General features: G+C 62.9%; 22 protein-coding genes and 1 pseudogene. 8 read left to right on the forward strand and 15 right to left on the reverse strand.

Annotation, left to right across the window (positions count from 1 at the left end; translation table 11 throughout):
* Positions 1-71: 71 nt before the first annotated feature.
* The 5 genes and pseudogenes from P3T24_RS06690 to P3T24_RS06710 all read right to left on the reverse strand — a co-directional run bounded on the left by P3T24_RS06690 (position 72) and on the right by P3T24_RS06710 (position 4,634).
* Positions 72-1,121 (reverse strand): ABC transporter permease, encoded by a 1,050-nt coding sequence (locus P3T24_RS06690; RefSeq protein ID WP_429433324.1) that lies wholly within the window; start codon positions 1,119-1,121, stop codon positions 72-74.
* Between the two features lie 59 nt (positions 1,122-1,180).
* Positions 1,181-1,453, reverse strand: a pseudogene (locus P3T24_RS06695) (ATP-binding cassette domain-containing protein); the annotation flags it as partial.
* A gap of 288 nt (positions 1,454-1,741) precedes the next feature.
* Positions 1,742-2,698: a sugar ABC transporter substrate-binding protein gene (locus tag P3T24_RS06700; RefSeq protein ID WP_429433326.1), complete on the reverse strand. Its 957-nt coding sequence runs from the start codon at positions 2,696-2,698 to the stop codon at positions 1,742-1,744.
* Positions 2,699-3,031: 333 nt separating this feature from the next.
* On the reverse strand, positions 3,032-4,009 hold the full coding sequence (gene corA, locus P3T24_RS06705) for a magnesium/cobalt transporter CorA (RefSeq protein ID WP_074264419.1): 978 nt from the start codon (positions 4,007-4,009) through the stop codon (positions 3,032-3,034).
* A gap of 181 nt (positions 4,010-4,190) precedes the next feature.
* Complete coding sequence (locus P3T24_RS06710; protein ID WP_429433328.1) at positions 4,191-4,634, reverse strand: hypothetical protein; 444 nt, start codon at positions 4,632-4,634, stop codon at positions 4,191-4,193.
* Positions 4,635-4,852: 218 nt separating this feature from the next.
* Here P3T24_RS06710 and cydX point away from each other — a divergent pair, with 218 nt between their 5' ends.
* Together cydX and P3T24_RS06720 are read left to right on the forward strand one after the other, a co-directional pair.
* Positions 4,853-5,011, forward strand: a complete 159-nt coding sequence (cydX, locus tag P3T24_RS06715) for a cytochrome bd-I oxidase subunit CydX (RefSeq protein WP_429433329.1) — start codon at positions 4,853-4,855, stop codon at positions 5,009-5,011.
* Positions 5,011-5,592, forward strand: a complete 582-nt coding sequence (locus P3T24_RS06720) for an AAA family ATPase (RefSeq protein ID WP_429433331.1) — start codon at positions 5,011-5,013, stop codon at positions 5,590-5,592. Before cydX ends, P3T24_RS06720 begins: the two co-directional genes overlap by 1 nt.
* 168 nt (positions 5,593-5,760) lie before the next feature.
* Here P3T24_RS06720 and P3T24_RS06725 read toward each other — a convergent pair whose 3' ends face one another.
* The 3 genes from P3T24_RS06725 to P3T24_RS06735 all read right to left on the reverse strand — a co-directional run bounded on the left by P3T24_RS06725 (position 5,761) and on the right by P3T24_RS06735 (position 8,483).
* The gene (locus P3T24_RS06725) at positions 5,761-6,858 is read right to left on the reverse strand and encodes a saccharopine dehydrogenase family protein (protein ID WP_074264415.1); all 1,098 of its coding nucleotides are present in this window, start codon (positions 6,856-6,858) and stop codon (positions 5,761-5,763) included.
* Positions 6,859-7,080: 222 nt separating this feature from the next.
* Entirely contained in the window at positions 7,081-7,545 is a 465-nt protein-coding gene (locus P3T24_RS06730) for an Lrp/AsnC family transcriptional regulator (RefSeq protein WP_074264414.1), read from the reverse strand.
* Positions 7,546-7,598: 53 nt separating this feature from the next.
* Positions 7,599-8,483 (reverse strand): LysR family transcriptional regulator, encoded by an 885-nt coding sequence (locus tag P3T24_RS06735; protein WP_429433333.1) that lies wholly within the window; start codon positions 8,481-8,483, stop codon positions 7,599-7,601.
* Between the two features lie 198 nt (positions 8,484-8,681).
* On the opposite strand from P3T24_RS06735, the gene P3T24_RS06740 reads away from it, so the two are divergent.
* Both P3T24_RS06740 and P3T24_RS06745 read left to right on the forward strand, forming a co-directional pair.
* Positions 8,682-9,125: a Spy/CpxP family protein refolding chaperone gene (locus P3T24_RS06740; protein ID WP_074264412.1), complete on the forward strand. Its 444-nt coding sequence runs from the start codon at positions 8,682-8,684 to the stop codon at positions 9,123-9,125.
* A gap of 211 nt (positions 9,126-9,336) precedes the next feature.
* Positions 9,337-9,774 (forward strand): PGDYG domain-containing protein, encoded by a 438-nt coding sequence (locus P3T24_RS06745; RefSeq protein WP_429404832.1) that lies wholly within the window; start codon positions 9,337-9,339, stop codon positions 9,772-9,774.
* 30 nt (positions 9,775-9,804) lie between these two features.
* Here the strand turns inward: P3T24_RS06745 and P3T24_RS06750 are convergent, their stop codons facing one another.
* The 7 genes from P3T24_RS06750 to P3T24_RS06780 all read right to left on the reverse strand — a co-directional run bounded on the left by P3T24_RS06750 (position 9,805) and on the right by P3T24_RS06780 (position 16,806).
* Positions 9,805-10,170, reverse strand: coding sequence for a DUF3022 domain-containing protein (locus P3T24_RS06750; protein WP_429433335.1), 366 nt, complete (start codon positions 10,168-10,170; stop codon positions 9,805-9,807).
* A 48-nt stretch (positions 10,171-10,218) separates the two neighbouring features.
* Positions 10,219-11,154, reverse strand: a complete 936-nt coding sequence (locus tag P3T24_RS06755) for a YhfC family intramembrane metalloprotease (protein ID WP_429433337.1) — start codon at positions 11,152-11,154, stop codon at positions 10,219-10,221.
* A 60-nt stretch (positions 11,155-11,214) separates the two neighbouring features.
* Entirely contained in the window at positions 11,215-12,312 is a 1,098-nt protein-coding gene (locus P3T24_RS06760) for a LacI family DNA-binding transcriptional regulator (RefSeq protein ID WP_429433339.1), read from the reverse strand.
* Between the two features lie 7 nt (positions 12,313-12,319).
* Entirely contained in the window at positions 12,320-13,285 is a 966-nt protein-coding gene (locus tag P3T24_RS06765) for a 2-hydroxyacid dehydrogenase (protein ID WP_429433341.1), read from the reverse strand.
* Positions 13,286-13,289: 4 nt separating this feature from the next.
* Complete coding sequence (locus P3T24_RS06770) at positions 13,290-14,573, reverse strand: MFS transporter (RefSeq protein ID WP_429433343.1); 1,284 nt, start codon at positions 14,571-14,573, stop codon at positions 13,290-13,292.
* A gap of 161 nt (positions 14,574-14,734) precedes the next feature.
* Positions 14,735-15,721, reverse strand: a complete 987-nt coding sequence (locus P3T24_RS06775; protein ID WP_429433345.1) for a sugar kinase — start codon at positions 15,719-15,721, stop codon at positions 14,735-14,737.
* Between the two features lie 143 nt (positions 15,722-15,864).
* A complete protein-coding gene (locus tag P3T24_RS06780) occupies positions 15,865-16,806 on the reverse strand; it encodes a LysR family transcriptional regulator (protein ID WP_429433347.1) in 942 nt (313 codons plus the stop codon).
* 114 nt (positions 16,807-16,920) lie between these two features.
* On the opposite strand from P3T24_RS06780, the gene P3T24_RS06785 reads away from it, so the two are divergent.
* The 4 genes from P3T24_RS06785 (at position 16,921) to P3T24_RS06800 (ending at position 22,338) form a co-directional block, all read left to right on the forward strand.
* Complete coding sequence (locus tag P3T24_RS06785; RefSeq protein WP_429433349.1) at positions 16,921-18,024, forward strand: YeiH family protein; 1,104 nt, start codon at positions 16,921-16,923, stop codon at positions 18,022-18,024.
* 130 nt (positions 18,025-18,154) lie between these two features.
* Complete coding sequence (locus P3T24_RS06790; RefSeq protein WP_074264403.1) at positions 18,155-18,892, forward strand: glutathione S-transferase; 738 nt, start codon at positions 18,155-18,157, stop codon at positions 18,890-18,892.
* A gap of 154 nt (positions 18,893-19,046) precedes the next feature.
* Positions 19,047-20,780: a ClcB-like voltage-gated chloride channel protein gene (locus tag P3T24_RS06795; protein WP_429404820.1), complete on the forward strand. Its 1,734-nt coding sequence runs from the start codon at positions 19,047-19,049 to the stop codon at positions 20,778-20,780.
* 220 nt (positions 20,781-21,000) lie between these two features.
* Complete coding sequence (locus P3T24_RS06800; RefSeq protein ID WP_074264401.1) at positions 21,001-22,338, forward strand: C45 family autoproteolytic acyltransferase/hydolase; 1,338 nt, start codon at positions 21,001-21,003, stop codon at positions 22,336-22,338.
* The last annotated feature ends 36 nt before the right edge of the window (positions 22,339-22,374 follow it).

Consider the following 22,374-nt stretch of genomic DNA (forward strand, 5'->3'; position numbering starts at 1 on the left):
CGCCGGCCGTGCGACCTGCACCGCGCCGGGCGTTTGCCTCAATAACCGATCAACCTGCTGCGCTCACCACCCTAGGCACGCTTGCGCCGGCTCCGATACGTATCCAGCACAACCGCCACGACGATCACCGCGCCGGTGATGATGCGTTTGGTCGGCTCGTTCGCGCCGATCTGCGCAAGCCCCGCCGCCAGCACCGAGATGATCAACACACCGAAGAATGTGCTGATCACCGAACCCCGGCCACCCATCAGGCTCGTACCGCCAATCACAACCGCCGCGATCACCTGCAGCTCGATGCCGTCGCCCGCGTTCGGATCGGCGGCTTCGAGCCGGGAAATCTGGAACAGCGCCGTGAGTCCCGACAACGCGCCCATCAGCGCAAACACGATGACCTTGTAAGGGCGCGGATTGACGCCCGCCAGCCTGACTGCTTCCTCATTCGTACCGATGCCCACCAGATAGCGGCCGAACACCGTGCGCGTAAGCACCAGATGCGCGATCACCATCACCGCCACCGCAATCAGGAAGGCCGGCGAAATGCCGAACGCGATCGGGTTGGACAGCACGTCGAAGGCGTCGCCGATATAGGCGGTGCGCGAGTTCGTCATCTGGTAAGCGACACCGCGTGCCGCTTCGAGCACACCCAGCGAAACGATGAACGACGGAATCCGCCAGCCCACGGTTATTGCACCCGTCAACGTACCGGTCAGCGCCGCGGCCGCCACGCCGAGCAAGGCTGCCGGCAACGGTGGCCAGTGCCATTTCAGCGCCACCACGCTCACTACCGAGGCGCCCAGCGCCAGCACCGAGCCGACCGACAGGTCGATGCCGGCGATGATCAGCACGAACGTCATGCCGACCGCCATCACCACAAGGTCCGGAATCTGGTTGGCGATCGTGCTGAACGTGTCGTACGTCAGAAAGTGCGAACTGAGCACCGAAAACAGCACGATCATCGCCAGCAAGGCGCCCGCCAGCCCCAGGTAATTCGAAAAGCCGAGACGCGTGCCCGCCGGCTTGCCGCTCGCGAGCGGGGCGGACCCGTCGGCCACGGGAGGCTTTGCCGACGTGCCTGACGCGCCGCCCTGGTTGCCGCCCGGAGGCGCCGGTCGATTCGTCATGACACACTCCCTGCTGCCTTGCCGCGCCTGAGCCCGTCCACTTTGAGCAACAGCGCGCCGATCTTGCGCACGCCTAGAGCTTCGGCTTCAGTGCGCTTCGCGGACGCATACGGCGTGCCGGCGAGGCGCATCGAGCCCGTGGCCGGCAGCACGAGGCCGCCGATGATCGTCGACGACGTGCTCTTGTCTGCGCCGTTTTCGCCCGTAAGCGCCAATGCCTCGCCGGCGTGCAGTGTGAGTGCAACATCGGCGAGTACGGGCTCGGCGTAGGTCCTGCCGGTTCCGGTCACAGACAGTACGGCGGGCAGTGCATCGTGGGCAGTCAATTCCATCGCGATCCTGGTTCCGGGGTTGCCTGACGGGACTTCAGACGACAACAGCCGGCTGGAGCCCGCGTTGGGCAACCACGTGTCATGCCGGCTCAAGGCAGGTACTGCGCTGGACTCGCCAACGCTCCCCGACCCGCCGCGACCGCCGACATGACGCTTATCTCTGGAATAACGGCGGCGGCGCGGCTTTCTTGAGCGTTTATTGAATTGATGTAAACCAGCGTCCGAACTGTCCGGCGGACTCGCGCCGAACCACGGCGCACTGCCTGCTGAGCCGCTCCTGCTGACGGCTTACTTCGTCACCAGATCGACCGGCGTCTCAACCACCCCGGACAATTCGGATTGCTTCTTGTGCTCGCTCAAGGCCTTGAGCGCGGTGTCGATGCCGAACACGGCCTGCTTGGCCGCGTACTGATCGGCGGTGGCAAGCACACGGCCGTCCTTCAACATTGGCCTGATGGCATCGATATCGTCGTAGCCGACCACGTACACCTTGCCCTGCTTGCCGGCCGCGCGCACGGCCGAGACCGCGCCGATCGCCATGTTGTCGTTACCGCACAGCAGCGCCTTGATGTTCGGATACTCATTGAGCATGGCCGACGCCACTGCGTTGCCCTTGTCGATTTCCCACTCGCCGGACTGCACCGAGTCGATCTTCGCGCCCACCTTCTGCATCGCCGCCTTGAAGCCCGCGGTGCGCTGCTGCGCGTTGGTAGTGGTCGAAACGCCTTCGACGATGCCGACTTCATCTCCAGACTTCAGCTTCTGCGCCAGATAGTCGCCGACCTTCTGCGCGCCCTTGGCGTTGTCGGGACCGACGAACGGCACATTCAGATCCTTCGACTTGAGCACGTCCGGGTCGAGCCGGTTGTCGATATTCACCACGATGATGCCCGCGTCTACCGCCTTCTTGACCACCGGCACCAGCGCCTTCGAATCGGCCGGCGCCAGCACGATCGCATCGACCTTCGACACGATCATCTGCTCGACGATCTGGATCTGTGCTGCCGTATCCGTTTCGTTCTTGATCCCGTTGGTGATCAGATCGAATTCGTTAGGATTGTGCTTCTGATAGTCCTTCGCGCCGTTTTCCATGGTGAGGAAGAACTCATTGGCGAGCGATTTCATGACGAGCGCCACTTTGGGCTTCCTGGCGGCCTGCGCATGAGCAGACGAAAAAGGCAACGCAACAGAAGCGGTCAGAACGACAGCGGCCGCCAGGACGCGGCGGCGAATGCGTTGATTCATGCAAATCTCCAGGATTTATGGGCTCGCGACGAGCCGCGTTTTTAGCTACACGCAAACGTTTGCGAGGCTCATTTTCAGCGGAGTTGCCGTATGGTGTCAACGAATTGTGATATTGCGCCGCAAAGTTGCGGTGTCGCTGTCGCAATGACAAAACATCCGCCGCGCATCGCATCCGGGGGAGTCTTCAGAGTCTGGTTTCGCATGAGTTTCCCGCTCAGTCCACGCGTGCTGCTGACCCACCGTCCACATTCTGCGGGCGGTGGGTCGTCTATGCTGGACTGATATTGCATGCGATGCAAGCGTTAGCGGCACGCTCCGGCACACCGTTCGACGTTAAAGCCAGCCAGCCTTGCGGAAGCGCCACCACAGGAACATGTCGACGGTGAACATCACGGCGATGCAGATTGGATAACCGTACTTGTAATGCAACTCCGGGATGCTCTGGAAGTTCATGCCGTAAATGCCGGCAATCATCGTGGGCACCGCGAACAGGGCGGCAAAGGAGCCGAGACGCTTGGTGATCTCGCTCTCTGCGAGCGAGATCATGCCGAGATTCACCTGGATCGCGGTCACGACCATCTCGCGGCGCCCGTCGACGATCCGCACGGTCCGCTCGAGATGATCGTAGATGTCGCGAAAGTACGCCTCCATTCCCGAGCATATCTGCGGAACGCGGCCGCCGGCCAGTTTGCTGATCGCTTCCTGCAACGGCGCCACATGATGCTGCAGACTCACGAGACGGCGCTTGAGCGAATACAGATCCGCGATGATCGCGCGCGACGCGGCGACGTCGTTCTTTTCGAAGATCCGGTCTTCGACCTCTTCGATTTCAGCGCCGAGTTCCTCGAGAATCGGGAAATAGCGGTCGACAATATCGTCGGCCAGCGCGTACAGCACGAAACCGGAGCCTTCCCGGAGCAGTTCCGGTTCGCGCTCGCAACGCGCGCGGACGTCGCTAAAACCGAAGCGGGTCCGGTTGCGCACCGACAGCACGTAATTCGATCCCACGAATACATCGACCTCGCCGATCAACAGTTCGTGGTCGTCATCCATCTCCACCGTATGCATGACGGCGAAGAGCGACTCGCCGTACTCCTCGATTTTCGGCCGCTGATGACCCAGCAAGGCATCCTCGATTGCGAGATCGTGCAGGCCGAACTCCTCTTTCATCACGGCAAGTTCGTCGGGGGAGGCGTCTTTGAGGGCAACCCAGACGAAGCATTCGGGCCGCGCGACATAGTCGCTGATGTCTTCAATCGGAATATCGGCGAGCTTGCGGCCATCCTGGTAGGCCGCGCAATTGATCAGCATGATGTCGATTACCTTGGGAACAGCGGCAGGCTGCGGCGCCGACGCGGCGCTTCACAAGGAAAGTGGCAAACCTGCGCGACTGAATGGGTGATTGGCAGCCGCCATGTTAGCCGTTTTGGCGCTCACGCATGTAAGCGAGTTGTCACCGCGGCGTGGAGCTATCGTAGGGTCATTGGTAGGGTCATTGTGCGACCCGGCGCAGCTCGATGCGGTGGTCGGCGTCGAAAGTGACCGAGGCGCGGTTGGTGTAGCGGGTATCCGCGGTCACGATGAAGCGCAGTTCGACGACCGGATCGAACTGGGTCGACACGGCAATCTTGTGGACGCCGGGGCTCAGATAGAAGACGACATGCTCGCCGTTCAGCAGGTCGGTGACCTGCTCGCCGTCCACGTAGACGAGAGCATCGCGAAAGCGCACGACGAGGTCGCGCGAGCGCTCGCGCCGTACGTCGACTGCGACAAGACCCTGGGTGGCCTCGGTGTAGCCAGATTTGACGATGCGGGATGCGGGGACCGGTTTGAAGGCCACGGGCTCGGCAGGTTCGGAGGCGCATGCGGCGAGCAAGGTCACAAGCATCAAGGCAAGACCTGTGGCTCGCCAGGTGACCAGCGGGTGCTTTGACATGATGCGTCTCCCCTTTTTTTGTCGCTGTGGCGTGTGGTGGATGCCGTTGTTTCCTCATCATAACAACGTGCCGCCATTCCGCCAGCCTGGCCGAACGGCCGATCTCGCGCCCTCTTGCGCGCCATCCGCTTCTTGTTCATGATCGTGCCATACGGGTGATTTATCGCCACACGCCACACGAACCCCATGCGTCCGGGATCTCGAACAAGGAGACTGCAATGTGGTATTTCAGCTGGATTCTCGGTATCGGCGTGGCGCTGGGCTTTGGGATCATCAACGTAATGTGGCTCGAAGCCAACGGCACGTTCAGCCGCGACGCAGTGCCAGGCGACCCGCTTGCCGCGCCTACTGACACCTCGACCACGGACAAGCGTTAGTGGCGTATCTGGTTTTCATCTGCGGACATGCGGGCACCGGCAAGACGACACTTGCCAGACGCCTGATCGCACCGTTGATGCGCGCGGCTGGCAGCGCCTTCTGCCTGCTGGACAAAGACACGCTATACGGCGTCTATAGTTCTGCCGCAATGAGCCTGCTCACCCAGGACCCCAACGACCGCGACAGCCCCCTCTTCCTGCAACATTTGCGCGACCCGGAATACCGCGGATTGATCGACACCGCGCGGGACAATCTCGAACTCGGCATCAGCGCACTCGTGATCGCTCCGCTGTCACGCGAAATTCGCGAGCGCAAACTGTTCGATCGGGCCTGGCTCCGAGTTGGGGAGGATGTCGAGATTCGCGTGGTCTGGGTGCACACGGAGGAAGAGACCGCGCGTCAGCGAATCCTCGAGCGCGGCGATCCGAACGATGCCTACAAACTCGCGCATTGGGACGAATACCGGCAACGCCGTTTCATCCCGAGTGGCGAGAGTTGCGTAGGCCTGCTCATGTTTGATGCTACTGCGCCGGGCGTAGCGGATTACGACGCGCTGATCGAACGGATTCTGCGCGGATAGCACCGCACGTCACCTCATTCAGGCGCAGATGGAACTAATGAAAAAGGAAAGCGCCCCCAGGTGAACTGGGGGCGCCCTCACCGGCCTTCTGTGCGGCCTTTGCATCCTGAGCTTGCTATCTACTGCCTCTACTGCTCACGGCCCTCGGATGGCCTATGACCTTTCGCCTCAAACCGTCGCCGTTGCGTCGAGCGACTGCCCTTCGTACAGTTGACCGAAGCGGTTAGACAGGAAGTCGCGCAGCGACACCTGCTCCTGACGCACAAACCCGCTTTGCGGCAGCTTCTTTTCGCGGAACAGATCAAGCACTGCGCACATCGCGCCCGCCGTGGTGATCTGGATCGCGCTCATCGGCACGCCGCAGACCGTCTTCGCGAAGATCTTACGCGTGAACACTTCTTCGACCAGTTGACCATTGCGCATGCCTGTCACCGTGATGAAGACCAGCACGACGTCTTGTGCCGTAGACGGCACCGAACGGCGCATGATCGACTTCAGCGTGTCGCGGTCGCTTGCGAGGCGCAGGTCTTCGAGCAGGAACTTCATCAGTTCGCGGTGACCCGGATAGCGGACCGACTTGTAGTCGAGCATTTCCACGCGGCCGGCCAGCGTTTCGCACAACGTACCGAGACCGCCGGACGTATTGAAGGCTTCGTATTCGGTGCCGTCGAGCGAGAAGTGCTCGAGGCCTTCGAGCGGCTGCACCCATTGCGTGCGGCTGTCGCGGATCGCTTCGCACGGCTGGCAGTACTCGTTGATCAGACCGTCCACGCTCCACGTCAGGTTGTACTTCAACGCATTGGTCGGGAATTCCGGCAGCGCACCGACGCGCATCTTGACGTCGCGAATTTCCGTGAAGCGGTTCGCCAGTTCATGCGCGGCGATGCCGATAAAACCAGGGGCGAGGCCGCATTGCGGCATGAAAGCGTGGTCGGACTCGTCGGCGATCGCGCGGATCGCGGTGGTGGCGCGCACGTCTTCGGTCAGATCGAAGTAATGGACGCCGGCACCCTTGGCGGCCGTGGCAACGTTTACGGCGAGGTAGTACGGCAGTGCGTTGATCAGCGCGTCGAAGCCTTGCACGGCGGCGCGCAGTGCGGCGGCGTCGGCCGAATCGACACGACGGGTCGGGATACCCTGCTCGGCGAGCTTGTCGAGCGCCTGCTGATCGCGGTCGAACGCGACGACTTCGTAGTCGCCGGTTTCACGCAGCATATGGGCAATGGTGTGGCCGATCAAACCCGCGCCAACGATGGCAACTTTCATGCGCTTCTCCTTGTTCTGTGTATGCTGTTACCAGCTTTGAAAGTGCGCCGCGCCTGGCGTTGCGCCCGGCGGGCTGAACCCTTGCGACACAGTTTAGGGAGAAGCAAAAACAGTTTATAGACCTAAAGTGCTGCGCTATGACCAGCTATTTCGACGAATTGACGATTGAATACGTCAAATTGACCAGAATACGTAAAAACGGTGTAAACGCGCCGCTCTGACTCACCCGCCAATCATCCCGCGATCGATCTTGCGCGCCAGAATGATCGACGTCGTCGTGCGCTCAACACCTTCGAGCGCGCCGATCTGATCGAGCAGATCGTTGAGCCTGTCCGGCGAATCCGCGCGCAGCCACGCCACATAATCGAACTCGCCGCTCACCGCGCACAGCAGCTGCACCTCCGGCATCTTGCCGAGCCGCTTCTGCACATCCGGCCCATGCCTGGGCGCGATGATGATGCCCACATACGCGTAAATGCTCGCGTCGAGTACATCCTGGCCAAGCCGCACGCTATAGCCCGCAATCACGTTGGTGCGTTCGAGCCGCGCAATCCGCGCGATCACGGTGGTGCGCGCCACGCCGAGCTGGCGCGCGAGGTCCGCGACGCTTTCGCGTGCGTTGGCCTGCAGCAGCGCAACGAGGTTACGGTCGAGGTCGTCGAGTTGGTCGAGGCGCGGAGGTCTCATCGATGGCAGTCTTGTTTAAAAGCGTTGAATGGCATGCAGCGGATTATCGCCGCTTACAAGCCCAACCGTTCCATCACAAAGTCAATAAAGCTCGTCAGCTTCGGTGTCGCGCGCCGGTCACGCGGATAAAGCAGATGCACAGGCATGGCCGGCGGCAAATAATCTTCGAGCACCGAAACCAGTTCGCCGCTGGCAATCTCCTTCGCCAGCAGCACTTCCGGCTGCAATACCAGACCGAAGCCGCGCAACGCCGCCACCTTGAGCGCCTGGCCGTTGTTGGCGCGAAACCTTCCCGCTCGCAACGGATTCTCGCCCTCCGCCTCCCCATTCCAGCGCCATGCGCCGTCGCGTCCCCAGTCCAGAAAACCAAGACATTCGTGCTGGGCGAGATCGGCCGGCGTGCGCGGCGTGCCCGCCCGCGCGAGATACTCCGGCGAGGCGCACGCCCGCATCCGGTAAGGCTTCAATGGCCTCGCCACAAAGCTCGAATCTGCTAGAGGCCCAATCCGCACCGCGGCATCGAAACTCTCTTCAACGAGGTCAGTCAGCCGGTTCGACAGGTCGAGTTCGAGACTGACGTCGGGCCATGACGTGAGATAGTCGGTCATCGCCGGCGCGAACACTTCCACGCCGTAAGTGAGCGGCACCGTGACCTTCAGGACGCCGCGCGGCGTCGCCGTCATGGCCTCGGCGAGCGACTCGGCATCCTTCACATCCGCGAGAATGCGCCGACACTGCTCGTAATATTGACGACCAATCTCCGTCAGACTTTGACGACGTGTGGTCCGCGTGAGAAGCCGGGCGGCCAGCCGTGTCTCGAGCGAGCGGATATGCTTGCCGACCATCGCCGACGAAATCTCATAACGCTCGGCTGCCGCCGTCAGGCTGCCCGCCTCGACCACGGCCACGAAGATCTCCATGCTGACAAATTTGTCCACCCGCTATTTCCTGTTGGTTTCGGTTGTAAGCGTTTGTCGCAACGTAGTCGCATTGTAGGGATATCGTGATACTAATAGCGAGCTTGGCAAAGCGGGCATTCCGACCGGCTCATCATCAAGACGCCCTATGCTTGACCCGCGCCTCGTCCGCGCACTGTCCGCGCTGTAACCGAATACGAACGAACATCAGGAGTTTCGATGAAAAAAGCACTGGTAATCCTGGCTTCCGCGCTCGCCATGAGCGGCGCCTTCGCACAGACCGCAGCACCAGCCTCGGCACCTGCCGCGGCGGCCGCATCAGCGGGCAAGCACGAGCGCAACGTCGAAGATCGCATCGCGTACCTGCACTCGCAGCTCAAGATCACGCCAGCGCAGGACCCGCAGTGGAGCGCGTTTGCCGATGTAATGCGCAGCAACGCGCAAACCATGGGTGATCTGTTCAAGCAGCGTCAGCAGGCGGGCGCCCAGTCGGCTATCGACGACATGAAGCAATACGCGGCAATCGCTCAGGCACACGCCGACGGCATGAAGAAGCTGGTCGACGCGTTCGAACCGCTGTACAACAGCCTCTCGCCGGATCAGAAGAAACTGGCGGATCAGACTTTCCATCAATCGCCGGGCGGCGGCAAGAAGCATAAGTAAAGCTTCGCTATAGCGGTCCAGAGAAAGCCTGCCCTGAACGGCAGGCTTTCTGTTTTATGCTTCTGGCATCATTCGGCTTTGCGCTCGACACAAGCGGGCTTTCGAGCCGTACGTGTGCGCGGTGTGCGACCTGCGGCAAGCCAGGCCCAGCGGTCCGCACACGGCGTTACCCGCTGTCATCCAGCGTCTTACCTTTTTGGCAACCTGCTTCATGATCGAACTCAAGAACCTCGACCTGCGCTCCGATGCGGCCGCTCAACGTGTCGTCAAGGACGAAACCGTCTCCGTCGAATTTGCCGCGGGCGACGGCGAACTGATGAGCCTCGAAGGCCCGAACCGCTATGTGCGCGGCGATGCGCTGATCACCGGTTCGACCGGCGACCGCTGGGTGGTATCACGCGATCGTTTCGATGCGAAATATCTGCCCGCCGAGGCTTCGCTCGCTCACGGCGAACCGGGTGCGTACCGCAATCGCCCCGCCGTCGTGCTGGCCCGGCAGATGACCGGGCCGTTTACGCTGGCGCGTTCCGCGGCTGGCGGCGATGTGCTGCGCGGCACGGCCGGCGACTGGGTTATGCAATACGCGCCGGGCGACTACGGTGTCGTGCAGGCGGCACGCTTTGCCAAGGTGTATCGGTTGGCCGAGTAGGCCGCGCGAGCTGGCCGCCCGCTCACCCCATCACGCGAACTGTTCATCCAGTTCGATCGTTACCTCGCGCGGCACGGCCTCGCCGTTCGCATACTGTTCTTCAAGCGAGCCGATGGTCGCTTCGACATATGCGCGCAACACCGCAAAACTGCGTCCGCGCTGGCGCACCGACATGGCCCGATAGCGCGTCAGCACTGCGGGCGACATCACCACGCTCACCGTAATGCGGCGCGCCGCTGCGCCGAAGCGCATCGCGACCCAGTGGACCGCCAGGGTCGGCGTGCCATCCTCGGCCGGACGTTCGATGAACTGCGTCTGCTCGGGAAACAGGTCGCTGATGACGCGCGCCAGTTCTTCCATGTCGGGGCTCGTGCAGACGTATTGGTAGGCTTCCATGTTTGCAGACCGAAGGTTAGGAATTCGCCAGAAAGTTGCCGTAAGAGTTCAGGCAGTACGTGCCGTACGCTGGAACATTTTGACAAGCACAACCGCCACGATGATCGCCAGCAGCGCATACAGGCCATCCACGGCGTAAAGCGGAATGACTCCCACCTGGAACAACGCAGCAGGCAAGCCGACCAACGCGTGTGCGACGATGGCCAGCGGCAGGATCGCGTACCAGCCCGCTCGCACACCGCGCCACATCAACACCGACAGGCCGATCTGAAGCACCAGCGCTGCCACCCGTTCGAGCAGAAAAATCCCCGCGGTCAGCGGCGACAGACTGGCGAGAACCATCTGGATGCGCATCAGCGATTCGTCCGGCAGACTGCCCAGATAGCTGTCGAGCTCGCCGCGGTTCGCCACCACCGCGAAAACGATCCACTGTATCTGCACCAGCACGCCGACTATCCACGCTTCGGCGCCGCCATGTCCGATGCCGTAACCGAGCGCTGTGCTATCGCCGGTCGAGGGCGGCACGACGGTCTTCTTGCGCATCGACACGCGGGCCGACACGGAAGGCCGGGAGGTGGTCGAACTGCCAACCGCCGCATTGGCAACGGACGCTTCGCTCGCCGAATTCGCGCGTGAATTCGGCGCAGCGGCAGCCTTGGCAGCCACGGCCCGCTGCCACATCATCTTCATGGCGATGAACCGCCCCACTTCCTCGCAGACGCCTGCGGCCAGCGCGCCATAGATCACGAACGTGAGCGGATGGGATAGCCAGGCGGCGACGGCTGCATTCTGATGCAGCACATAGCCATTCAGCGCACGCTCGATCACGCTGGCGAACAGCGCGAACACGGCAATGCCGGCGATCGCGTCGCGGGCGTTCAGCCCAAGCGGGACGCGCAGGCGGCGGTACAGGACAATCGGTAAAGCGGCGGCGAACAGCGTCGAAAGTACGAGACAGGTAAGCGTGAGCGGTGCAACAACCATGGGTTTCCTTACGATGACCGGCGCGCACCCGCTGCGCGCCGCAGCCCGAATGATCGCAGATCAGCGCGAAGTTGACTCGCGCACGATCAATTCGCCTGGCAGCAGGCAGTCGCGCACGGCCGTCTGCACGCCGTCGATGCGTTCATGGAGAAACTCCACCGCACGATAGCCGATCTGATAGGTCGGCTGACGGATCGCCGTAATGCCAGCGAATTCGGCCCATTCGGGGTCGTCGATGGATAGCAGCGCAATGCGCTCCTGCCAGCGCATGCCGTAGCGTGCATTCAGATGACGGGCGAGACAGAGCGCGACCGGCCCGTTGGCAGCGAACAGGGCAATGCGAGGCGCCGGTGCTGCGGCGGCTTGAGTGACGTGAGTCGCCCGGGTGGCGCGATCTGGCGCATCAGCCAGCGCACGGTCCAGTTCTTTGTCCAGTTCGGCCAGCGCGCCCTCCACCGCTGCCGCATCGCCGAGCTCCAGCACAACGGTCTGGCCTCGGGCTCGCGACTGAGTGTCTATCGCCGCGCGAAACGCCTCCTCGCGCAAGCGCCGCGAACTGATGCGCTCGAACGGTTGCACGACAAACCAGATATCGTCGAAACCGCGCTCGAGCAGATGACGCGTGCCCAGTTGCACCGCCGCCGTGTTGTCGAGCCCGACCAGATCGGCAACGAGACCGTCTACCATGCGGTCGACCAGCACCGCGGGAATCCCGCCGTCGCCGACCGGCCGAAGAGTTTCGTCACGCACCCCAAGCGCATTGACGATCACGCCCTCCACACGATACGTGGTGAGCAGTTGCAGATAGCGCCGCTCCATTTCTACTTCGTTGGCAGCATGGCAGATCAACGGCATGTAGCCGAGCGCATGGCACGCGGCCTCGACGCCCTGCAACACCTCCACCGAATACGGATTGGTGAGGTCCGCGATCAGCATGCCGATCAGCCGGTTGCGGCCGCGCTTCAAACCGCGCGCCATCTGGTTGGGCTGATAGTCGAGCCGCTCGATCGCGGCTTCGATCCGCGCGCGCAATTCCGGCGACAGCACGCTCAGTTCGCCGTTCAGATAGCGCGAGATGCTGGTCTTGCCGGTGCCGGCCTCGCGGGCCACGTCGCTGATGGTGGCGCGGCGCGACGCAATGGTGTGCGGGCTGCTCAAGATGCGCTCACTTGCGCAGAACGTCGCGGTTCACGACGTTGCGCGTCAACGTGCCGTCGAGCGCGGCGACGAGGTTCTCGGCGGCGTTCAACGCCATCGCGTGACGCGTCTCGTGGGTCGCCGAACCGATGTGCGGCAACGCCACCACGTTGGGCATCGACAGCAGCGGCGAATCGGCGGGAAGCGGCTCGGTTTCGAACACGTCGAGTCCCGCGCCGTGGATAGTGCCGGCCTGCAGCGCCTCGATCAGCGCGGCTTCGTCGACGGTCGCGCCGCGTGAAGCGTTGATGAGGATCGCGCTCTTCTTCATCGCACGCAGTTCGGCCGCGCCGATCAGATGTTGCGTCTCCGGAGTGAGCGGCACCTGGAGGCACACGAAATCGGAAGTCGCCAGCAGCTCGGACAGTTCGACACGGCGTGCACCGTAAGCCTCTTCGGCTTGCGGGTTCGGGTTGCGGTTGGTGTACAGCACCGGCATGTTGAAGCCGAGCGCCGCGCGGCGCGCCACAGCGCCGCCTATCCGTCCGAGGCCGACGATGCCGAGCGTCTTGCCTTGAACCTCGACGCCGTATTGCGCGGGTCCGACACCCGTCTTCCATTGGCCGGCCTTCACCCAGTCGGCAAGCTCGACGACCCGGCGAGCGGTCGCCAGAATCAACGAGAACACCGTGTCTGCAGTCGATTCGGTCAATACATCCGGCGTGTGTGCGAGCACGATACCGCGTTGCGTGAGATCGGCGACATCGAAAGCATCGAATCCAACCGAGATGGTCGAGAGCGCCTTGAGCTTCGTCGCGCCTTCGATCATGGCCGGCGTGATCTTCACGCTGGCACCAATCGCGCCGTCCGCGTCCTTGAGCGCTGCGACGAACGCATCATGCTGCGCGCCATCGACCTGCACGACCTCGACATGTTTGCGCAGATACGCGAGTACGTCGTCGGGCAACGGCTTGTAGGCAATGATCTTCTTCATCAGCTTATTTTCCTTGCAATGGATTAGCGACGAGTTTGGGAGAGGCAGACGGTTGTGGCTTCACCGTCAATGTCAAAATGGTTGCGGCGACGAGCGCCGCACTCATGAATGCATACGATGCCGCGGGCGTACCGGTCATACCGTTCAGATAACCGACCACGTACGAGCCGACGAACGACCCTAGCGCCCCCATGCCGTTGATCAACGCCATCGCGCCGCCGGCGACATTCTTCGGCAGCAGTTCCGGCACGATCGCGAAGAACGGTCCATACGGCGCATACATGGCTGCGCCGGCGACGACCAGCAAAGCATACGAGATCCAGAAATGCGTCGAGCCGATCGCGTACGAGGTCGCGAACGCCACCGCGCCGATTAACAGAAACGGCCAGACGAACTGCTTGCGACGGCCCAGTTTATCCGATGCCCACGATGCAGCGAGCATGGCGATGGTCGCCGCGAGATAGGGAAGCGCCGTCAGCCAGCCGGTTTCCACCATGCCGAGCGTCGAACCGTTTTTCAGAATGGACGGCAGCCAAAGCACGAAGCCGTACACGCCGATGCTCCAGCAGAAATACTGTGTGGATAACTTGATCACCGCGGACGAGCGGAACGCTTCGCCGTAATTGCGCACCGGTTTGATCGCGGCCTGTTCGGCGCGCAGGGTCTCGGCGAGCTCGTCCTTTTGCTGCTGCGTGAGCCACGATACCTGAGCCGGCTTGTCCTCGACGATAAACCACCAGCACACGGCCCAGACGATGGCCGGCGCGCCTTCCGCGATGAACATCGGGCGCCAGCCGAACGAATGCACCAGATAGCCGGACACGACCGACATCCACAACACCGTCACCGGATTGCCGAGAATCAGGAAGGTGTTTGCCCGTGAGCGCTCGCGCTTGGTGAACCAGTTGCTGATAAAAATCAGCATGGCCGGCATCACCGCCGCTTCGACTACGCCCAGCAGGAAGCGGATCGCCATCAGCGAGGGGATATTACTGACGATCCCGGTCAAGGCTGCGCAAGTGCCCCAAAGGATCAGGCTCCAGAACACCAGCTTTTTGACGCTGCGGCGCTCCGCGTAGATCGCGCCGGGAACCTGGAAGAAGAAGTAGCCGAGGAAGAATAGCGCGCCGATCAGCGATGCTAGGCCCTTGCTGATGCCGAGATCCTGGTTGATCCCGGCGGCGGACGCGAAGCCGAAATTCGCGCGGTCGAGATAGGCAAGGCTGTAGGTGATGAACACGATCGGCATGATCGTCCACCAGCGGCGAAGCGCAAGCGATGAGGTCATGGATGTCTCCCGTCCCATGCAACATGGTTGCAACCTTAACCCGTTTGGATGGATGTGCCGTGCGCGTGAAACAGCGTCTCCGGGCATCTTTGTTGTTGTGCGCTACATGTCTTAAAGCTTGTACAGGTTCCAGATCAAAGCCAGTCAAGCAGACGGCGCTATTAGACGTTGTCCAGCAAGGCGGCGCCGGGTGTCGTGGCATCGGCCTGCTCGAGCAGGTCGAGCTCGGCGCGGGTCGGCAAGCCTTCGGAATCGCCAATCACCTGAATCGCCAGCGCCCCGATCCGGTTGCCGCGTACCACGGCTTCCGGCAACGGCCGCCCTTCAAGCAAGGCGCTGATCACGCCGACCGCAAAACCATCGCCCGCGCCGACCGTGTCGATCACCTTGGCGACCGGTTGCGCCTCGACCACGCCAGACTCGTCCGCCGTGCGGAAATACGCGCCACGCGCCCCGAGCTTGATGATGACGCCGCGCGCACCCCGCTCCAGATAGAAGCGCGCGATGTCTTCCGGCTTCGAATAGCCGGTAAGGATCTCACCTTCGCCGATACCGGGCAGCACCCAGTCCGCAAGTTCAGCCAACGCGTTCAAGCCCTCGACCATCGCCGCGCGCGACGCCCAGAGCGTCGGCCGCAGGTTCGGATCGAAGGAGATCGTCTTGCCTGCGGCACGCATTTCTCGCGCCAGCAACAACGCCAGTTCGCGCGACGATTCGGAAATCGCCGGTGCGACGCCCGTCAGATGCAGATGACGCGCCGGCAGCACGTAGAACGGAGCATAGTCGTCCGGAGACAGATGACTGGCCGCCGAGCCCTTGCGAAAGTATTCGATAGCCGGGTCGCTGCCGTCGTCGCTTTTCGACTTGAGCTGAAAGCCGGTGGGATAGCGATCGTCCGTGACGACGCGTTGCTGGTCGATGCCTTCGCGGTGCAAGGTGTCGCGCACGTACTGACCGAACGAATCGTTGCCGACCCGGCTCATCCAGCCCACCTTGAAGCCGAGTCGAGCGAGATCGATCGCCACGTTCAGATCAGCCCCGGCGATCCGTTTGGTGAACTGGCCGACTCCGGCGAGCGGACCCGTTTCAGCAGCGACGAAGAGCGCCATGGCTTCGCCGTAGGTGATGACATCAAGCGTCGGATTCATGCGGTTTCCTAAGAAAGCCGGGACGCCGCGATGACTATTGCAACTATCGCAAAATCATCGGAGTTGCCCTGCTTTGTCCCGATTTCCCGGAAATGGAACCGGTTCCATCCAATTATACCGAAAAAGCATCCGTTGGCACGTATTCAATCCGCATCGTCCGAGGTGAGTGCCAGAAAGCGCTCGACCACGCGCGACGGCGCGCTCGCATGGGGAATCAGAATGGAAAAATGCCGCGTCAGCGGTTCCGGGCTGAGCGAGAACAGGCACAGCGCGCCACCCTCGTGACGCATCGACATCGCCGAGACGAAGCCGATCCCCATGCCCGCGCGCACCGCCTCCTTCACGCCCTCGACACCGGCGATCTCCAGCGCGACGCGCATCGGCACCCCCGCGCGGGCAAACGCCCGCTCGACAATCTGGCGCACGCCGGAGCCGGCCTCGCGCAGCACAAGAGAATGCGCTCCCAGTGCCGCTAACTCTATCTGACCGGCCGCGGCGCCCGCGCCTTCAGCTACGCCCGCGGCTGCCATTGCGGTTCCCACGCCCGCAGCCAGCGCGAGCGGATGGGTCCGCGGCATGATCGCCACAATCTCATCCTGCCGCCACGCCTGCACGGCGGTGTCCGGCGGCAAATCGGCACCCACCGGCCCTTCGACCATTGCGATATCGAGCGAGGCCAGCGCACCGACGATCTCAGCGGTATTGCCGTCCGTGGTATGCAGCGTCACGTCCGGATAGCGCCGGTGAAACGCCGCGATCAGATACGGCAGCAGATAGCTGGCCGGCGTCGTGCTCGCGCCGACCCGCAATGTGCCGCTCTCCATGCCGCGCAATGCGTCGCGATAGGCATGCGCCTGCCGCCAGGTGTCGCGCAGGCGTGTCGCATAACTGGCGAGCTGCTCGCCGGCCGGCGTCAGACGCACGCCGCGGCCGTCGCGCTGATACAGCGGTTCGCCGAACTCATCCTGCAATTGACGCAGTTGCCCCGACACCGCGGGCTGCGACAGATGCAAAGCCACCGCGGCTCGACTGATGTTGCGATGCTCGGCGACGGCGGCGAAAGTTATAAGCTGATCGGGGGTCATGGCGCTGAAATATCAGTTCAACAGATAGTTTACGTCATAAATGACGATTTTTCATATCGATATATTCAAACTAGGATTAGCTCGTCCAAGCCAAACGCCCCGAAGGCGAAAATCATGTCTACCGCTCATATTCAGGCCGCTCCCGGCCAGGCGATCTCCACCACCCGCGGACAGCTCAACGGCGTCCTGTTCGTCGCCCTCTTCGCCGCTGCCGTGACCCGGCTTGCCGCGCTGCCCGCCATCGCCGGACTTGGTCTGAGTCCGTTGATCGTCGGTATCGTCGCCGGTGCGCTGTACGGCAACACCATGCGCGACGGCATGCCGGCGAGCTGGGCGGCCGGCGTCAACTTCTCGGCGCGCAAACTGTTGCGCATCGCTGTCGCCTTTTTCGGCCTGCGCGTGAGCCTGCAAGAAATTGCCCAGGTCGGTTTGCCGGGACTGGCGGAATCGGTGCTGATCGTGGTGAGCACGCTGGTCATCGGCACATGGGCCGGCATGAAGCTGATGAAGCTCGACCGCGACACGGCCTTGCTCACCGCCGCCGGCAGTGCCATCTGCGGTGCGGCCGCCGTGCTTGCCTTCGAATCGACGCTGCAGTCGAAGCCGCACAAGAGCGCCATGGCAGTGGGCAGTGTGGTGTTGTTCGGCACCCTGTCGATGTTCCTCTACCCGATCCTGTTCAAGGCCGGCTGGCTGCATCTGGACACCGTCGGTGCGGGGCTGTTCTTCGGCGGCACGATTCATGAGGTGGCACAGGTGGTGGGCGCGGCCAGTAACGTCAGCCCCGAGGCCGCGCATATTGCGACCATCGTCAAGATGACGCGCGTGATGCTGCTGGTGCCGGTGCTGCTCGCGATCGGCATGTGGATCAACCGTCCGGGCCGTGCCGGTGCCAGTGCTGCTAGTGCCGCTGGCGGTGCGCAGTCCGGCGCCCAGCACGCCCCGCGCAAGCTGGCAATTCCCTGGTTCGCGCTTGGTTTCCTCGGCTTCGTGGTGCTGAACTCGCTGCATGTGTTGCCCGAAGCCGCCACCCAGACGCTCAACACGCTCGATACGTTCGCGCTGACCATGGCGATGACGGCACTCGGCATCGAAACCCGCATCTCGCAGATCCGCGAGGCCGGTCCGCGAGCGCTGACGACGGGACTGATCCTGTATGTATGGCTGATCGTCGGAGGCCTCGGCATTACCTGGGCCGTCCAGCGTCTGTTCGGTTGATGCGGCTGGCAACGCCACTCGCACCTTGCAGCCAGCCCCGCCGCGTGCGGGGCTTTGCGCATTTCTGCGCACAACGCGGCGCGCTCACACGGCATACTGACTGCCTGAACAGCCGAATGAGGATCGATCGATGAGCTATGAACTCTACTATTGGGATGGCTTGCAGGGTCGCGGGGAATTCGTGCGGCTCGCGCTGGAGGAGGCAGGCGCGGATTACATCGAAGTGGCTCGCGGCGAGGAAGCCGAAGGGCTCGGCACGGCCAGGATGCTGGAGGTGATGAGCAGCAAGCGCGAGGGGCATCCGCCGTTTGCGCCGCCATTCCTGAAAGACGGCACTCTGCTGATCTCGCAGACCGCCAATATTCTGTTCTACCTCGGCCCGAAGCTCGGTCTGGCGCCTGCCGACGAAGGCCTGCGCTACGTCGCAAACGGCTTGCAACTGACGATCGCCGACGTGGTGACTGAAGTTCACGACACTCATCATCCGCTCGCGAGCGAGCTCTACTACGAAGACCAGAAAGACGCCGCCAAAATCCGCGCCCATGATTTCATCGACAACCGGATTCCGAAGTTCATGCACTACTTCGAGCGCGTGATCCTGCAAAACACGCAGAGCGATGCGCACCTGGTGGGCAACAAGCTGACCTACGTCGATCTGTCGATGTTCCAGTTGATCGACGGGCTGCACTACGCGTTCCCGCGTGCCATGAAGCGTTTCGGCGTGCACTATCCGTTGCTCGCCGGGCTGCACGATGCGGTGGCCGCGCGTCCAAACATTGCCGCCTATCTCGCTTCGGAACGGCGTCTGGCCTACAACGAATCAGGCATCTTCCGACACTATCCGGAACTCGACAAGGCCGCCCGGTGAAAATGCTGACGGCGCGGAGGATGCATCTCGTACAGCGGCGCAAGCGCGCCTTGCGCCCAGCCAAAACCGTCCTCTCGAACGTCTCCCACGACCGTCGCGCAGTGCTATTCTTGCGCGCGGTTTCCCCCCTTTCTCCCTCTATCCTGCTGCCGTCGTGCTTTCATTCCTGCTGAGGCTGCGCACCCGCGCGCAAGACATGTTCCGGCTGTCGGACGCCCATACGATGCTGGTCTGGTCGGTGGTGGTAGGTGTCGCGGGCGCGTTTGCGACGATCGCCTTCCGCGAGGCGATTTCGCTGCTGCAACTGGGCTTCGTCGGCCACTCGGGCAGCTTCGTCCAGATGGCGCGCAGCCTGCCGCTGACCGTGCGCATCTTGCTGCCCGCCGCGGGCGGCCTCATCGCCGGCTTCCTGCTGTTGATCGCACGACGTCACGCCGACAAGAACGTCCACACTGACTATATGGAAGCCGTGGCGATCGGCGACGGCATCGTGCCGGTGCGACTGAGCTTCTGGCGCAGCGTGTCGTCGCTGTTCACCATCTCCAGCGGCGGCTCGATCGGCCGCGAGGGTCCGATGGTGCAACTGGCGGCGCTCAGTGCATCGCTGATCGGCCGCTGGGTGCATTTCGACCCGCCGCGCCTGCGCCTGCTGGTAGCCTGCGGCGCGGCGGCGGGCATCACCTCCGCGTACAGCGCGCCGATTGCGGGGGCCTTCTTCGTGACCGAAATCGTGCTCGGCTCGATGGCGATGGAAAGCTTCGGGCCCGTCGTGGTCGCGGCCGTGGTCGCCAACATCACGATGCGCGAGTTCACCAGCTACCGGCCCCCCTACGAGATGCCGGCGTTTCCGCCGGTGGCGGGCCTCGAAGTGCTGCTGTTCGTCGCGCTCGGTGTGCTGTGCGGCGCCGCGGCGCCGCAGTTTTTGCGCATGCTCGACATCTCCAAGGCAGGCTTTCGCAAATTGCCCTTGCCGCTACCGGTGAGGCTGGCGCTGGGTGGCCTGATCGTCGGTGTTCTGTCAGTGTGGTCACCCGAGGTCTGGGGCAATGGCTATAGCGTCGTCAACTCGATCCTTCATTCGCCGTGGACCTGGACGGCGCTCGTCTTCGTGCTGGTATTCAAGCTGATCGCCACCGCCGCCACCGCCGGCTCGGGTGCGGTGGGCGGCGTGTTCACGCCGACGCTCTTCGTGGGCGCGGTGGTCGGTTCGCTGTTCGGCCTCGGCATGCATGCGCTGTGGCCGAACGGCACCTCAGCGCCCTACGCCTACACGATGGTCGGCATGGGCGCGTTCCTCGCGGGCGCCACGCAGGCGCCGTTGATGGCAATCCTGATGATCTTCGAAATGACGCTCAGCTATCAGGTCGTGCTGCCGCTGATGCTGTCGTGCGTGGTCGCCTATTTCGTGGCGCGCGCGATCGGCAAAACCTCGATGTATGAGATCACGCTCGTGCGCAACCGTGAAGAGCAGGAACGGGTGCGCTTGCGCGCCACGCAGATGCGCGAGCTGATCCGCCCCGCGGAGACGGTGGTAACGCCCGCGGCGACCGTCCAGGAAATGACGCGGGTGTTCCTGGAATATCCCGTGAAGTATCTTTATGTCGCCGATGACGCCGGCGCGTTCCTCGGCGTCGTCGCATTGAAGGACATTACGTCTGACCTGCTGGAGAAGCGCGATACCTCGTCCAAAAGCGCTTCGGACTATCTGCAGACGCACTTCGACGTGCTCACGCCCGATATGCCGCTCGGCGTCGCGTTGCAGCACTTCATGGCCTTTCAGGGCGAGCGTCTGCCGGTGATCGAGAGCCTTGCCCATCCCAAGCTGGCCGGGGTGGTTTACAAGACCTCGCTGCTCGATGCCTATTTCCGCATGAATCCCACACGCTGAGCGGTTGCGATGCCGGTTCTCTAGACCGCTGCCGCCCGAGCATCCCGCCCTGCCCACCAGCGAACGGTTGAACGTCATACCCCGCCCTGCCTCGACGCCGCATGGCAAAGCGCGGCATACGCTCTACAATAAAAACCAGTAGCACGCCGCCTCGCGCGGCGCGGTTGAAACGCCGCGACGGACGCCCCCGGGTTCCGCGCGGCTTCGACCCGGAGTCAGCATGAGCGATCCCTCCATCGATGCGGTGCGCCGCGATCAGGCCGGCTGGATCTTCTTGCATATCGAAGGCGAGCCGTACGACCGCGGCGAGCAGCACGGCCAGTTGCTCGCCACCGAAATCCGCAACGCAATCGGCACCGCGCGCTACCTCGCGAAATGGGATACCGGCGAAGAGTTCGATACTTTCGTCAACGCGGCCGTGGCCCAGTTCAGCCCGAAACTCGACAGCGAATTCACCGACGAGATCCAGGGCATCGCCGACGGCGCCAGGCTGCCGTTCTCCGAGGTTCTCGCATGGAACGGCTACATGGACCTGCTGCAAAGCTGGTGGCCGAGCCACGTGGCAGCCCAGCAGCCGCGACTCGGCGTCAAGCCGTGGCGCGGCAGGCGCGGCCACCATTGCAGCGCCTTCATCGCCACCGGAAATGCCACGCGCGATGGACGCATCGTCATGGCGCACAACTCATGGGACCGCTACGCCGCGGGCGACGCCTTCAACGTGATCTTCGACATCGTGCCGGAATCCGGTCATCGCATCCTGATGCAAGGACTGCCCGGTTGCATCTCGAGTCTCACCGACTTCTGGATCAGCGCCGCCGGGCTGATGGTGACCGAAACCACCATCTCCGACTTCGTTGGCTATAACCCGGCCGGCGCGCCGGAGTTCTACCGCTCACGGCGTGCTACGCAGTATGCGAACAGTATCGGCGAGTGGTGCGAGATGTTCGCCGTGGCCAACAACGGCGGCTACGCGAATAGCTGGCTGCTCGGGGATGTCAAAACGGGCGAGATCGCCCGCTATGAACTGGGGCTGCACTACTCCGGCTTCGAAAGCACGCGGAACGGTTTCTATAGCGGCTACAACACTGCGACCGATCTGAAGATCCGCAATCAGGAGTGCGTCGGCGAAGGCGAGGATTACACGGACGTGCGCAAGAACGGCGCGCGGCGGTTGCGCTTCATGCAGCTGGAGGAACTGCATCGCGGCAAGATCGATGTCGAACTGGCCCGGCAAATGATTGCCGACCATCACGACGTGTATCTGAACCGGCCTGACAACCCGTGCTCGCGCACCATCTGCGGGCACCTGGAACTGGACGACGCGCGCTTCGGCGGCTCCGAGCTGGGGCCGTTCAACCCTTGGGGCGCCAATGACGGCAAAGTGGCGGACAGCGAGATGGCCCGCGACATGGCCTTCGAGGCCCGCTGGGGCCATCCCTGCGGTCAGCCGTTCGATGCGCAGGCGTTCATGAAACGCCATCCGCAGTGGAACTGGCTCAATGGCTACATGCAGGACCGGCCCTCATGGCCCTGGACGCGCTTTGACGTGCTGCGTTAGCCGTCCTGCTGCACAGCCCGCTCCACGGCGCAAGAT

Source organism: Paraburkholderia sp. GAS33 (assembly GCF_050436645.1).
GTDB lineage: Bacteria > Pseudomonadota > Gammaproteobacteria > Burkholderiales > Burkholderiaceae > Paraburkholderia > Paraburkholderia phenazinium_B.

Coding starts and splice junctions, on each gene's coding strand:
- P3T24_RS06725 (WP_074264415.1), bottom strand. CDS start 6,858: ATGAAAGTTGCCATCGTTGGCGCGGGTTTGATCGGCCACACCATTGCC.
- P3T24_RS06785 (WP_429433349.1), top strand. CDS start 16,921: ATGTCTACCGCTCATATTCAGGCCGCTCCCGGCCAGGCGATCTCCACC.
- P3T24_RS06750 (WP_429433335.1), bottom strand. CDS start 10,170: ATGGAAGCCTACCAATACGTCTGCACGAGCCCCGACATGGAAGAACTG.
- P3T24_RS06780 (WP_429433347.1), bottom strand. CDS start 16,806: ATGACCCCCGATCAGCTTATAACTTTCGCCGCCGTCGCCGAGCATCGC.
- P3T24_RS06800 (WP_074264401.1), top strand. CDS start 21,001: ATGAGCGATCCCTCCATCGATGCGGTGCGCCGCGATCAGGCCGGCTGG.
- corA (WP_074264419.1), bottom strand. CDS start 4,009: ATGCTGATCAATTGCGCGGCCTACCAGGATGGCCGCAAGCTCGCCGAT.
- P3T24_RS06730 (WP_074264414.1), bottom strand. CDS start 7,545: ATGAGACCTCCGCGCCTCGACCAACTCGACGACCTCGACCGTAACCTC.
- P3T24_RS06740 (WP_074264412.1), top strand. CDS start 8,682: ATGAAAAAAGCACTGGTAATCCTGGCTTCCGCGCTCGCCATGAGCGGC.
- P3T24_RS06770 (WP_429433343.1), bottom strand. CDS start 14,573: ATGACCTCATCGCTTGCGCTTCGCCGCTGGTGGACGATCATGCCGATC.
- P3T24_RS06755 (WP_429433337.1), bottom strand. CDS start 11,154: ATGGTTGTTGCACCGCTCACGCTTACCTGTCTCGTACTTTCGACGCTG.
- P3T24_RS06790 (WP_074264403.1), top strand. CDS start 18,155: ATGAGCTATGAACTCTACTATTGGGATGGCTTGCAGGGTCGCGGGGAA.
- P3T24_RS06710 (WP_429433328.1), bottom strand. CDS start 4,634: ATGTCAAAGCACCCGCTGGTCACCTGGCGAGCCACAGGTCTTGCCTTG.
- P3T24_RS06775 (WP_429433345.1), bottom strand. CDS start 15,721: ATGAATCCGACGCTTGATGTCATCACCTACGGCGAAGCCATGGCGCTC.
- P3T24_RS06745 (WP_429404832.1), top strand. CDS start 9,337: ATGATCGAACTCAAGAACCTCGACCTGCGCTCCGATGCGGCCGCTCAA.
- P3T24_RS06765 (WP_429433341.1), bottom strand. CDS start 13,285: ATGAAGAAGATCATTGCCTACAAGCCGTTGCCCGACGACGTACTCGCG.
- cydX (WP_429433329.1), top strand. CDS start 4,853: ATGTGGTATTTCAGCTGGATTCTCGGTATCGGCGTGGCGCTGGGCTTT.
- P3T24_RS06690 (WP_429433324.1), bottom strand. CDS start 1,121: ATGACGAATCGACCGGCGCCTCCGGGCGGCAACCAGGGCGGCGCGTCA.
- P3T24_RS06700 (WP_429433326.1), bottom strand. CDS start 2,698: ATGAATCAACGCATTCGCCGCCGCGTCCTGGCGGCCGCTGTCGTTCTG.